Origin of the sequence: Photorhabdus bodei (assembly GCF_003287735.1) — a bacterium.
GTDB classification, from domain to species: Bacteria; Pseudomonadota; Gammaproteobacteria; order Enterobacterales; family Enterobacteriaceae; genus Photorhabdus; species Photorhabdus kayaii.
Genome location: NZ_NSCM01000001.1, coordinates 249,832 through 262,671, shown reverse-complemented (window position 1 = coordinate 262,671; position 12,840 = coordinate 249,832). Strand labels below are relative to the sequence as shown.

Annotated in this window: 12 protein-coding genes; 6 read left to right on the top strand and 6 right to left on the bottom strand. The window is 41.2% G+C overall.

Annotated elements, in window-relative coordinates; translation table 11 throughout:
• Window positions 1-15 precede the first annotated feature (15 nt).
• From pncA to sppA, 3 genes are all read right to left on the bottom strand, one after another.
• Window positions 16-654 carry a bifunctional nicotinamidase/pyrazinamidase gene (gene pncA, locus CKY02_RS01090; protein ID WP_112893897.1) on the bottom strand — a complete coding sequence of 213 codons (639 nt, stop codon included), beginning with the start codon at window positions 652-654 and terminating at the stop codon, window positions 16-18.
• Window positions 655-666: 12 nt separating this feature from the next.
• Window positions 667-1,686 (bottom strand): asparaginase, encoded by a 1,020-nt coding sequence (gene ansA, locus CKY02_RS01085; protein ID WP_112875824.1) that lies wholly within the window; start codon window positions 1,684-1,686, stop codon window positions 667-669.
• Between the two features lie 248 nt (window positions 1,687-1,934).
• A complete protein-coding gene (gene sppA / locus CKY02_RS01080) occupies window positions 1,935-3,800 on the bottom strand; it encodes a signal peptide peptidase SppA (protein ID WP_112893896.1) in 1,866 nt (621 codons plus the stop codon).
• A gap of 170 nt (window positions 3,801-3,970) precedes the next feature.
• On the opposite strand from sppA, the gene CKY02_RS01075 reads away from it, so the two are divergent.
• Genes CKY02_RS01075 through CKY02_RS01065 form a run of 3 tightly spaced genes read left to right on the top strand, consistent with a single transcriptional unit; the run spans window position 3,971 to window position 7,511 of the window.
• Entirely contained in the window at window positions 3,971-4,522 is a 552-nt protein-coding gene (locus CKY02_RS01075) for an NAD(P)H nitroreductase (RefSeq protein ID WP_112875826.1), read from the top strand.
• 11 nt (window positions 4,523-4,533) lie between these two features.
• Window positions 4,534-5,577 (top strand): selenide, water dikinase SelD, encoded by a 1,044-nt coding sequence (selD, locus tag CKY02_RS01070; RefSeq protein WP_112893895.1) that lies wholly within the window; start codon window positions 4,534-4,536, stop codon window positions 5,575-5,577.
• 5 nt (window positions 5,578-5,582) lie between these two features.
• Window positions 5,583-7,511: a DNA topoisomerase III gene (locus CKY02_RS01065; protein WP_112893894.1), complete on the top strand. Its 1,929-nt coding sequence runs from the start codon at window positions 5,583-5,585 to the stop codon at window positions 7,509-7,511.
• 59 nt (window positions 7,512-7,570) lie between these two features.
• On the opposite strand, the gene xthA is transcribed toward CKY02_RS01065, so the two are convergent.
• A complete protein-coding gene (xthA, locus tag CKY02_RS01060) occupies window positions 7,571-8,377 on the bottom strand; it encodes an exodeoxyribonuclease III (RefSeq protein WP_112893893.1) in 807 nt (268 codons plus the stop codon).
• A gap of 502 nt (window positions 8,378-8,879) precedes the next feature.
• On the opposite strand from xthA, the gene CKY02_RS01055 reads away from it, so the two are divergent.
• Entirely contained in the window at window positions 8,880-9,743 is an 864-nt protein-coding gene (locus tag CKY02_RS01055) for a helix-turn-helix domain-containing protein (RefSeq protein WP_112875830.1), read from the top strand.
• 267 nt (window positions 9,744-10,010) lie between these two features.
• On the opposite strand, the gene CKY02_RS01050 is transcribed toward CKY02_RS01055, so the two are convergent.
• Together CKY02_RS01050 and CKY02_RS24210 are read right to left on the bottom strand one after the other, a co-directional pair.
• Window positions 10,011-10,679: a hypothetical protein gene (locus CKY02_RS01050; protein ID WP_338015617.1), complete on the bottom strand. Its 669-nt coding sequence runs from the start codon at window positions 10,677-10,679 to the stop codon at window positions 10,011-10,013.
• Between the two features lie 441 nt (window positions 10,680-11,120).
• Window positions 11,121-11,270 (bottom strand): hypothetical protein, encoded by a 150-nt coding sequence (locus tag CKY02_RS24210; protein WP_162119946.1) that lies wholly within the window; start codon window positions 11,268-11,270, stop codon window positions 11,121-11,123.
• 93 nt (window positions 11,271-11,363) lie between these two features.
• Between CKY02_RS24210 and CKY02_RS01045 the strand changes: the two genes are divergently transcribed.
• Both CKY02_RS01045 and CKY02_RS01040 read left to right on the top strand, forming a co-directional pair.
• Entirely contained in the window at window positions 11,364-12,332 is a 969-nt protein-coding gene (locus CKY02_RS01045) for a hypothetical protein (RefSeq protein WP_112893892.1), read from the top strand.
• 46 nt (window positions 12,333-12,378) lie between these two features.
• Window positions 12,379-12,831 carry a hypothetical protein gene (locus tag CKY02_RS01040; RefSeq protein WP_112893891.1) on the top strand — a complete coding sequence of 151 codons (453 nt, stop codon included), beginning with the start codon at window positions 12,379-12,381 and terminating at the stop codon, window positions 12,829-12,831.
• Window positions 12,832-12,840: the final 9 nt, after the last annotated feature.

Genomic DNA, 12,840 nt, shown 5'->3' with positions numbered 1-12,840 from the left:
GACCTTGGATTGATATCAGAGAAGAGCATCTTCTAGTTGATCAAGTTCTATCAATATAGCGCCTTGCTCTTTTAGCTCTTTGAAGGCTGATTGGCTATCATTTGGACTAAGGTTAACCCCTCGACAGCCATCCGTAATGACCCAGGTTTCATAACCTAATGCCAGCGCATCTAGCGCGGTAAATTTCACACAATAGTCAGTGGCGATCCCAATAATAAACAGGCGTTCAATTTGCTGTGTTTGTAACCAGTCATCAAGTCGGGTTTTATTCTGATGGCCGTTGTCAAAGAAAGCACTGTAACTATCGATCTGTGGATTTTCTCCTTTGTGGAAAATTTCAACAATTGCCTGCTTGTTTAGCTGTGGATGAAAATCAGCGCCATGCTGACTTTGAACGCAGTGTACCGGCCACCATACTTGTGGAATACCGTTTAATAGACCGATATTGCCGATCTTCTGGCCGGAATTTACGGCAAAGCTCATATGTTCAGCAGGATGCCAGTCTTGGCTGGCAATAATGCTGATATTGTGTTTCAAACAAATAGCAATTGCCTGATTTGCTGCAACAATGACTTGTTCACTCTCTTCTACGGCTAAAGCGCCGCCGGTACAGAAGTCGTTCTGTAGATCAATAAGTAATAGGGCCGTTTTCATCTCTTTCCTTGATTATTTATCAGCATAACTTAATTCACCACGTAAATTTTGTTGCATTAAATAACGAATTTTTTCATTGCCATAGGGTTGACTGAGTAAATAGTGCAACTTGGTTAAAGTTGCTTCAAAAGTCATATCGTAGCCGCTTATCACCCCCGCTTCAGCCAGAGCATGGCCCGTTGCATACCCTTCCATATTTACTCGGCCAGAAATGCATTGAGTCAAATTAACGACCACGATCCCTCTCTCTGTTGCCTGTTTTAGCTCTTTTAATAATTCAGGGTGTTGAGGCGCATTCCCGACACCATATGAGCGCAGGATGAGAGCCTTAACCGGTTGCATCAAAATATTATTCACAATCTGACTGGAAAGGCCGGGATAAATGGTGATTACGCCAATGGGCTGAGGGGTAATCTGATGGGTAATAAATTTACCGTGACTAGCAAAGGTGGAATCTGTATTGAAGGTTTTAATATTAATACCGGCTTCCATTAATGGAGAACAGTTTGGTGAAGCGAAAGCATCGAAACCGTCGGCATGTGCTTTGACGGTCCGGTTCCCACGAAACAGTTTATTATTGAAAAACAGGCTGACCTCGTTAACCGGGTAATTAGCGGCAAGATAAAGCGCATTCAACAAGTTTGTCTGCCCATCAGAGCGCAGTGCTTCCAATGGGATTTGTGACCCGGTGACAATGACTGGCTTACCTAGATTCTCAAACATAAAGGAGAGGGCAGATGCCGTAAATGCCATTGTATCCGTACCATGCAGGATCACGAACCCATCATAATCATGGTAATTTTCTCGGATATCATCAGCGATAAATTGCCAGTCTTCTGGGGTCATATCAGAAGAATCGATCAATGGTTGATGTTCACGGATGGTGAATGTCGGCATCTCCGGTCGATGAAATTCGGGCATCTTTGTTAATTGGCGTTGTAAGTGCCCGGAAACGGGGATGTATCCTTGAGATGAGCGTTGCATCCCAATGGTTCCACCAGTATAGACGACATAAATAGATTTCTTCTGCATGACTGTACCTCATAAAAAGATCAGCAGGATTATAGGAGTATTGCAGAATAAAAAAAGCCTGACAGGGCATCTGTCAGGCTAAATTAATCGAGTTATTACTAGAATCATGCATTGTTATACCCGTTATCTTTCAAGTTGCCTCTTTGTTGGCTGCACTCGCTCACCCCGGTCACATAGTTACCTATGCTCCCGGGGATTCTCTCCCTTGCCGTCGCGATCCATCTTGAAATCCATTGGGTATAGGTTGTTTAGCGAACATCTCCGCAATTTAAACAGAATGCATAACGATTTTGTGGATCATTCAGATGGCGATAGAACTCACTCTGTTGTTTCACTTCCTGAGCTACCTGCACCAATGGAGCGGGTAGCCAGGCTTGAACTGCTTCCGGCACGATAGCCTGTGCGGTTGTTGTCAACTGGTTCATCAGCAACTCACTGAATGACATTTCAGGTTGCATCCAGTCAAGCTCAGGGTTATCCAATTTCGCCAATTCAGCCGCTTTGGTGACCGCATCATCGAAATCCCCTAGTTGGTCGACCAATCCATTGGTTTTCGCATCATTACCCGTCCACACATGCCCCTGAGCAATGTTATCGACTTCTTCACGTGTTTTATGGCGTGAAGTAGCAACAAGGCCAATAAAGTTGTTATAGCCGTTCTCAATATTAAGTTGCATCAGTGCTGAGAACTCTTTGCTGAGTCCTTTAGTAACAGAAATACCCGCGAGTGGTGTGGTAGAAACGCCATCGGTGTGGATACCAATATGTTCCAGACTGTTTTCATAAGTGGTAATGACACCGAAGATACCGATAGAACCCGTCAACGTACTTTGGTTTGCGATGATGTAATTAGCCGGGGTCGCGATCCAGTAGCCACCAGATGCCGCCATTCCCCCCATGGAAACCACCACGGGTTTATTCGTTGCACGTAGCGCAGCCAGTTCAGTGCGGATAACATCAGAAGCACTCACACTGCCACCAGGGCTGTTTACCCGCAGAATAACGGCTTTGATATTATCATCCAGACGAGCTTGACGGATTTGAGCGGCGGTCGTGTCACCGCCAACCATGCCTTGAGTCTGTTGCCCATCGATGATTGCACCTTGTGCGACAATAACGGCGATATTACCTTTAGATGATAACCTGCCTTCTACTAATTGCGGTGCATAATCATAAATGCTGATAGCATTGAAGTGACGGTTTTTCTCGTCCCAACCAAAGGCTTTTGTCATATCATTTTCAATGACATTGCGTGGCGCAACATAATCGACCAGTTTGTATTTAAGTGCATATTGTGCATTGTCTCCGCCAACAGCACGTAAGTTAGCAATCATCTCATCAGCGCCTGGGAATACTTGATGAACAGAAAGCTTGCGGTTGGTAGCGACAGTATTGAGGTAGTTGTGCCACAGGCCGTTGACCCAGCGGCTATCAGCTTCGCGGGCAGCGGGGGACATATCATCACGCATAACTGGTTCAACGGCTGATTTATACGTCCCGACACGGAAAATATGCGCGGTGACTTTCAGTGAATCCAACAGGGATTTGTAATACAGGTTATTGGTTGAATAACCATAAAGGCCAACCGTTCCTTGTGGCGATAGATAGATTTTATCGGCAAAGGTAGCCAGATAATATTGTGATTGATTATAACTATCACTGATAGCATAAACTGGTTTACCGGAAGCTTTAAACTCATTAATTGCCTTACCGATATACTGCATGGATGGCTGGTCGGTGCCGATGAAATCATCAAGTTTCAGCACCAGACCGGTGATTTTGTTATCGGTTTTTGCTTGGCGAATGCTATCAACAATATCAAACAGGGAGTTTTCCTGGAATTTATTGCTGGATGTACCAAACAACTCACGGCCTAATTGAGTCAATGGAGTACGGCTGGAGACCTGATCCACAATGATACCGGTGAGATTGACATATAATGCTCCTTGATAACTATCTGCCGTTTTGTCTGTCTGTTGGTAAATCAGAAAACCACCAACCACAAACAGAATTAGCATGATAAAAATCAGGTTTGAAATGACTTCTCGAATAAAATTTAATAGTCGCCAACTCCATTTAAATAATCTTGCGATCAACTTCCATAAAATACGCATATCATCTCCAAAAATAGGATCAAGTGAAGCTATCCTAATGATCAGGCATGTAAATGTCAGCTTCAAATAGTGGCATATTGCCTGAAAAGACGGCTTTAGGGCTTTTATTTGTTAACAAATAAACAGAAAATGTTAGCTTATACCAAAATACATTACTTAGGAGAGAAAAGATGGATGCACTAGAACTTTTGTTGAACAGACGTTCAGTATCACGTTTAACAACCCCAGCACCTCAAGGTGAAGCATTACAGCATATTCTGGCGGCGGCAATGAGAGCACCTGATCATGGTGCATTACGTCCGTGGCACTTTATTGTCATGCAGGATGAAGGAATTGAGCGATTCAGTCGATTACTCCATCAAGCAGCCATTGATAGTCAGCTTGGTGCTGAGGCGGAAGAAAAAGCGAAAAATGCGCCTTATCGTGCACCATTAATCATCGCTGTTATTGCAAAAGTGGCTGAGAATTCCAAAATACCTGAATGGGAGCAGGTGGTTTCAGCTGGTTGTGCGGTGCATGCGATGCAAATGGCTGCTGTGGCTCAAGGGTTTGGTGGTATCTGGCGTACGGGTTCATGGACTGATGATAATACCGTGCGTGCCGGTTTGGGTTGTCATGAACATGACAAAATAGTGGGTTTTCTCTACCTTGGAACGCCTGCACTAAAAGCACCAAATAAGGTTACTGCGCCTGATATGACCAATTTTGTCAGCTACTTGTAACGGGGTCTGTTATGTCAACGGAAGTTCGTCTTACCCAATACAGCCACGGTGCTGGATGCGGTTGTAAAATTTCACCAAAAGTTTTGGAAACCATTCTACATAGTGAGCAGGAAAAATTTCTTGATCCTCACTTACTGGTTGGTAATGAAACCCGTGATGATGCTGCGGTTTATGATATTGGCAATGATACCGGCATTATCAGTACGACAGATTTTTTCATGCCGATTGTCGATGATCCATTTGATTTTGGGCGCATTGCTGCCACAAATGCTATCAGCGATATTTATGCGATGGGCGGTAAGCCTATTATGGCGATAGCTATTTTGGGATGGCCTATTGATAAATTGGCGCCGGAAATTGCCCGTAAGGTGATTGAAGGTGGCCGGGCTGCGTGTAAAGAGGCTGGGATTGTACTGGCGGGAGGGCACTCTATTGATGCACCTGAACCTATTTTTGGTTTGGCTGTAACTGGTATCGTTAATATTGGCCGAGTGAAACAGAACAGTGCCGCGAAAGCGGGAAGCCAGCTATTTCTGACAAAGCCACTTGGAATTGGCGTATTGGCCACGGCGGAGAAAAAAGGCTTGCTGTTACCTGAACATCAGGGAATTGCGATAGAAACCATGTGTCGCTTAAATAACTTGGGGATGGATTTTGCCGAGGTGGCTGGCGTTACAGCAATGACCGATGTAACCGGGTTTGGTCTTTTAGGGCATTTAAGTGAAATTTGTGCAGGATCGGGGGTTCAGGCAACTCTCCATTTTGCAAAAGTGCCTAAACTGCCGGAAGTGGAATCCTATATTGAAAAGGGTTGTGTTCCGGGGGGAACTGGGCGTAACTTTGATAGTTACGGTCATCTTATTGGTGAAATGACAGAACTTCAGCGCAAACTGTTATGTGATCCGCAAACATCCGGTGGCCTGCTATTGGCTGTTCTACCGGAAGCTATGGACGAAGTGAAAGCGATTGCACGATGTCATGGCATCGAACTGACCGCGATTGGTGAATTGTCTGAGCAACAGTCAGGCAGAGTACTCATTGAGGTTAATGAATAATATCCATGCGGCTTTTTATTGCAGAAAAACCAAGTCTAGCCAGGGCGATTGCCGATGTTCTACCAAAACCGCATCGCCGTGGTGATGGCTTTATCGCTTGTGGAGATAACCAGTTTGTTACCTGGTGTATTGGGCACTTGCTGGAACAGGCGGAACCTGATGCCTATGACAGTCGTTTTGCTCGTTGGTCATTAGGTGATCTTCCAATCATTCCTGAAAAATGGCAGTTAAAACCGCGACCTTCTGTTGAGAAACAGCTCAACATTGTCCAGACATTGTTGGAAAAAGCCGATGAAATAGTGCATGCCGGTGACCCAGATCGGGAAGGGCAACTGTTGGTGGATGAGGTTTTGGATTTTTTGAAACTGGATGCTGTGAGGCGGAAAAATGTTCGCCGCTGCTTGATAAGTGATCTAAATCCACAAGCGGTAACCAGAGCTGTTGATCGGTTAAGAGATAACCGGGATTTTGTTCCGCTATGTGTTTCAGCTCTCGCTAGGGCTAGGGCTGATTGGCTTTATGGCATTAATATGACCCGTGCTTATACCTTGCTTGGCCGCAATGCGGGGTATCAGGGGGTATTATCTGTCGGGCGGGTTCAGACCCCTATTTTAGGTTTAGTCGTTCGTCGGGATGAAGAGATTGAGCATTTCGTACCCAAAGATTTTTTTGAGGTGAAAGCGCATATTGTTACGCCGAAAGATGAACGTTTTACCGCTATCTGGCAACCAAGTGAATCTTGTATCGATTTTTTAGATGAAGAAGGGCGATTGATACACCGGCCTCTGGCTGAACATGTTGTTGCCAGAATAACCGGTCAACCAGCCTATGTGATCTCTTATCAGGATAAACGGGAATCTGAAGTCGCTCCTTTGCCATTTTCATTATCTTCTTTGCAAATTGAAGCCGCTAAACGTTTTGGCCTAAATGCGCAGCAAGTGTTGGATATTTGTCAGCGATTGTATGAAACACATAAGCTAATTACTTATCCCCGTTCTGATTGCCGTTATTTGCCGGATGAACACTTTGCCGGTCGTCATGCAGTGCTTAATGCGATATCTATTCACGCAACAAATCTGTTGCCACAAGAGTTACTGGAAATAGATAGAAAGAATCGTTGTTGGGACGATAAAAAGGTTGATGCTCACCATGCAATTATTCCTACAGCTCGAAGTAGCCATATAAATCTGACGGATAACGAGGCTAATATTTATGGTTTGATTGCCCGACAATATTTGATGCAATTTTTCCCGGATGCCATATTCCGTAAATGTGTTATTGAATTGGAAATTGCGGGTGGAAAATTTATTGCTAAAGCCCGTTTTCTTGCTGAGGCAGGTTGGAGAACGTTACTTGGTAATAAAGAGCGTGATGAAGAGAATGACGGAACGCCATTACCCGTTGTTGCTAAAGGTGATGAATTATTGTGTGAAAGAGGAGAGGTGGTAGAGCGCCAAACCCAACCGCCAAAGCCATTTACTGATGCGTCTATCCTTTCTGCTATGACCGGAATTGCCCGTTTTGTACAGGATAAAGAGCTGAAAAAAGTCCTTCGTGCAACAGATGGGTTGGGAACCGAAGCAACGCGGGCTGGCATTATCGAACTGTTGTTTAAACGGGAGTTTCTTTATAAAAAAGGGCGTCATATTCATGCAACACCTGCGGGTAGGGCGTTGATCCATGTATTGCCTGATATGGCCGCTTTACCGGATATGACCGCCCATTGGGAGTCTCGGTTAACGCAAATCAGTGAAAAACAGTTCCGCTATCAAGATTTCATGGGGCCACTTGAGGAGACATTGCGGCAATTAATTTTGCAGGCCAAACAGAACCGTAATTTAACCGCTTTTCGTGACTTACCACCACTTCCAGTGAAAGATAAAAAGGGGAAAAAAATAAAAGCAACGAAAAATGCCAAAACAGCTGCGCCATAGAGCGCAGCAATTATTGCATTATTTTAAAAAAACGATTGATATTCGGTGTTAACGGAATATCAAATTTCGAATTCTGCCCAAACTGGGGCATGATCTGACGGTTTTTCCATCTCACGGATTTTGTAATCAATGCCTGTTGCGATACAGCGCTCCGCCAAGGGTTTACTTGCAAGCAGTAAATCAATCCGCAATCCGCGGTTATCATCAAACCCTTTGGATCGATAATCAAACCAGGAAAATTGGTCATTACATTCAGGATTGAGATGCCGGAATGTATCAACCAGACCCCAATTTTTCAGGCGATCCATCCAATCTCTCTCTTCTGGCAGAAAAGAACATTTACCTGTTTTTAACCAGCGTTTTTGGTTGTTTTCACCAATTCCGATATCCAGATCCGTCGGACTGATATTCATATCACCCATGATAATCACTTGTGATTGAGGGGTTAAGTTTTGCTCCAGGTAGTTTTGCAGATCCTGGTAAAATTTCTCTTTTGCCGGAAATTTCACTGGATGGTCACGGCTTTCTCCCTGTGGGAAATAGCCATTAATAACGGTCAATAACCCGTGTGGGGTTTCCATTTCTGCTATGATAACACGGCGTTGAGCATCTTCATCGTCCCCTGGAAAACCACGATACACCGCAAGAGGCATCTGGCGTGTTAACAGAGCAACGCCGTAATGGGCTTTCTGGCCGTAATAAAATACATGATAGCCAAGCTCCCCAACCTCTTCTAAAGGAAACGCGTCATCATGGACTTTTGTTTCCTGTAGACCGATAACGTCGGGTTGATGTTGCTCGATGATCGCAGCTAACTGATGGGGGCGGGCACGTAATCCATTAATATTAAAAGAGATAAATTTCATCTTTTACAGCCATCCAGTAAAAAGACACAGGAACAATAATAACAGATGGATCTTAAAAAGTAACTATTGACAATGGTCAGCACGAAATAGTAACGGATCCCCTAATATTATAATTTGCTGTGAAAAATATAATAATTTGTAGTGAGAAAAAGCCTCTGTTAGACCGTTTTTATCTCTAGTGTTACAAAAATTGATTACTGAAAAATGTAGAACCCTATCCTAATCTTTGATAGAAAATTGAGCTCGTTAGTAATGTTTATATTTTCTAATGGTTGATTGGTTGAGATTAATTTTTGAACCATGATAAACATGAATAATAGAGTTTATTGAGCCACCTATGTATTGAACATACGCTTTTTTTATGTGGTATATGTTTGAGAAGTATTTGTTTTTTTGTACAAAATTTATGCCTTCACAGTATCAAACTTGATTTAGCTGTCATTTGGTGAAGGCTATTTCAAAGAAATTATTTTAGCCACAAGTTATATAGGAACGGTGAATTATGTTTTTTTCTCGTAAATTAGAAGCATTCATGGCAGTGGTGGAAAATGGTTCTTTAAGTAAAGCGGCAAGAGTGATGAACCGTACAACTCCTCCAGTAGCTAAATCAATCAAAGACTTCGAAGCAACATTAGGGAAGCGCCTTTTCAAAAGGGAGAAATTTGGGATGAGTCTGACTAAAGATGGTTTAGAATTATATAATGATCTTAAAGATCTTTATTTACAAGAAAAAGAAATAACTAAAAAACATATCAGTGGTAGTATATGTAACATAGTTAATATTTATTACGATTGGGGGAAAAACAAACATCTTATTTATTTATATAAGGCAGCTGACAGAAATAGCTCACAGGTAAATATATTCCGGTTTAGTTATGATAACATTGAAGAAATAGTGGATTATGACGGCAATACGCTCATTCTGAGCTCAGAAAAGATACTAAGTGACCGTTTTCTTCTCATTCGCAAAATAAAAGGGCCTGAATTGGGAATTTGCTGCCGAAAAGAGTTATTAGATATTGCTAATGGCGATGTGATGCAATTACTAAAGAGTAATACTTGGCTATGCGATCCTGTACTTTATAAAAGTAGCTTCATTAAAAACTTGGAAGAAGAAGTTATTCAAAGTGGTGGAAAAGTAAATATGCGTCAGATGGATAATATGGGATGCTGCATGAATTTCATTTATTCCAGAGATTATATATTTATTACAGATTCTCATCCTGATGAATTGGAAGGAGGAGATGCTTTGAGCTTTGTTCCCATTGAAAAACCTGGTGCAGCAAATCAATGTTATATTTATAAGTCTAAATCACACTCAAGTGTTCTTAATCGTTTTATCGATTCAGTTAATGACATGAGTTAAAATTTATCTACGCGGAGAGGATTATTGTAAGCTCCGCGTTATTATGCGGAGATAATCATAAAGATTTTTCACTGTACCTAAATGATAAATTCATATTTATAATTCTTATTTGAATATTCCGAGTGAATGTTTGGTCGTGGTGAGGAAAAATGGACTGTTCCTCGCCTTTTGGAGCAACTTGTACTACAAGCTCGACATTATCTATTCATCCTCGTCTGGTGTTTGGCACAGCCCATTGTGCATGCACAAATCTGCATGGCCTTTGCTTTACTGCTTTAGCCATGGTGTTGTGGTACTCCAAAAAATAATGTTAGCCTCCAAGTAGTTTTCAGCAAAATTAGTAAACTCCTCCTTAGTGAAGGGTTTTTTAGTTTTTGGGTTGGTGTAGGTCAGTGTTGGTTCTTGAACTGCCATTGTCACCAAATCCAGTTTGCCTTTGTAACGATTGAAAAAGGGATAAGCGTTTTTCATCTGAGCAGATTGATATGGCACGATATCGGGGCCACCGAGACCGATCTTATTTTTCGACGCGAAATTAAAAAAGCGAGACATATACTGATAATCGTTATCCCATTCACATGGCCAGAAATTAACATATTGTACTACGTAGGATTTTTTAAATACCTGGCGGGCAAATTTGATATTATCAAGTTCGGCGGCAAAATAGCGGTCACGGCTAAAACCGGTCTTATCCTGTTTCATGTCAATATCAACGGTGGTTTCTGGTAGATTAATCCCGGTAATACGACCATCAAACTCTTTTGCCAGCTCAGAAAGCAGATCCTGATAGCGTTTGCGCAACGCTGTATTCCACTGAATAGCAACCCAACCATAACCTTGCTCTTTATTTTCACCGGGATTATCAACCTGTGCAACTAAACCGCCTTGATATTTTGTGCCTTGTTGAAGATAAAATGGAATAAACAACTTGTACACCGTCAATATCTTGACGTGCTAACAGAGGACGTAATTGATCGAGCTCATCGGATGAAGTGTAGAGATAGTTTTGTGGTTTTCCTGCGAGGGCAGCGGTTGGCAATAAACTAAAAATCAGAGTAACTGGGATGAGTTGTTTTAGCACCATTATTATTTCCATCCTTAATTGTAGGGGAATGAGCAACAGGCTTATGACCACTTAACAAGGCAGATAGTTCCATTGCTTTATGAATTTATTTAACATCACAACGTTACTTTATTGATTAATTGGTAATTATTTCCCGCCTCTTAGTACTCATTTATCTCTATAATTTGTGAATAAAATCTCATTAAAAACAAATGAATATAATATTCATTGGGATAATAGCGACAAAGCGGCCCATAACTTGCCGAAATGAGCCGCAAAGAAGAAGTGGATAACCAGATTATACCCTATGGATTTCAAGATGCATCGCGGCGGCAAGGGAGCGAATCCCCGGGAGCATAGATAACGATGTGACCGGGGTGAGTGAGTGCAGCCAACAAAGAGGCAACTTGAAAGATGACGGGTATAAATCTGACGCTAAATGGTTTGAATAACACTATATTCATTTATGATCATCTATGTCTAAATGCCAATAATATTTGGATTTATATGTTATTTATTCCTAATATATTTATTATAAAAAATTATAAGGTGATAATATGGGACGTGAATATAGTGAAAAAGAAAAGAAAAAAACTTCAATACCGTTGGGGAATTCTATTGATCAGCATGAAATAGATAATAATCCGTTAGGATCAGGGTTGGATCTAAATCAGATGATGAATAATACTCCTAGGGTAGCGAAAGATAATTACAGTGAAGAAAATGGCGATCTGTTTTATGGCCTTGCTGCTAAAAGGGGAAAGTATATAAGAGATGTTAATCCTAATTTTGATTCAAAGAATCCTGATAGTACGCCAATGATTATAGATTTTTATAATAACGAAGTATCTAGAGTTATTTTTAAAGACACCACGATATTACCTAAAAAATCAGAAGATTTGGTGAAAAATCCTAAAAAATATGCAAGGAATATTAAGGTTAAAGACAGTTTACAGAAAGATATTATTGAAGAGCAAAAAGGAAGATATCCTTTATGGAATGATTATTTTAAAATAGGAGGTGAAAATAAGAAATTTAACATGTATAAAATATTTAAAGAAATAACTAGTAAGTATAATTCTGACTATTATCATGTTTGTTATAACAAAACATGGCTTACCTTTGAACCTAGATTACTTTGGAAAAGAGGAAGTAAGCTTGGTATAGAAATGGCAGCCCGTAATGGGAGAACAAAAATACACTTTGTTCTTGATGGCCTGAATATCGAACAGGTTGTTAATAAAACAAAAGGTTCTACTCCTCTGGAGGCAGGGCCAGGTGAGTCAGTTACCGCGTCTGAATTGCGTTATGCTTATCGCAATAGAGAGAGATTGGTGGGAAGAATTCATTTTTATTGGGATGGTAAGGAAGTTATTGCGCCGTGGGACGAAAATCCAACGTTATGGCAGAATTATATTCCTCAGGGTAGTAATCGAAATATAGCTACTCAGAGAAATGGAGGAGCAATGTCTAGATTAATAGCATTACCGAGAAGAATTTTTTCATCCTTAACAGGAAGACGTTGATAATAATTTCAGGTATCCAATTTCAATCATTATAGAGAGTTTAAAAATGTTCAAAAATGATATACGTGAAAAAACAGCTAAACTTGGCAAAGGTAAAACTGCGGATGAAAGGTTATTGGATGCATTACATTTGGATCTTCCTGATGCAAAAGCAGTTATGTCGGCTTATCAAAAACAGATTCCTGAATTTGATGGTTTTGGTAAAAAAACGCAATTAATCCTTAGCTCTTCAAGGGAATTTGGACAATTGAAACCAGCGAAGCAGCATAATTTCTCAAAACCGGGTTTAAAATCGAATGGTGTCTATGATGGAAAATTTCTTTATGCAAAGAAATCCTTGGAGAATTTCGCTGCTCATGCTGGATACGAGTATAATGGTCATTATTACGATGAATTTGTCAACTTTAAGGATAATAATAGAAATTTAGCCGCTGGAAAATTATTCCCGGGTATTAACCTGATTAAACGTCCGAAATTATCGATAGTGGAAGGTAAATGAGAATGGAAA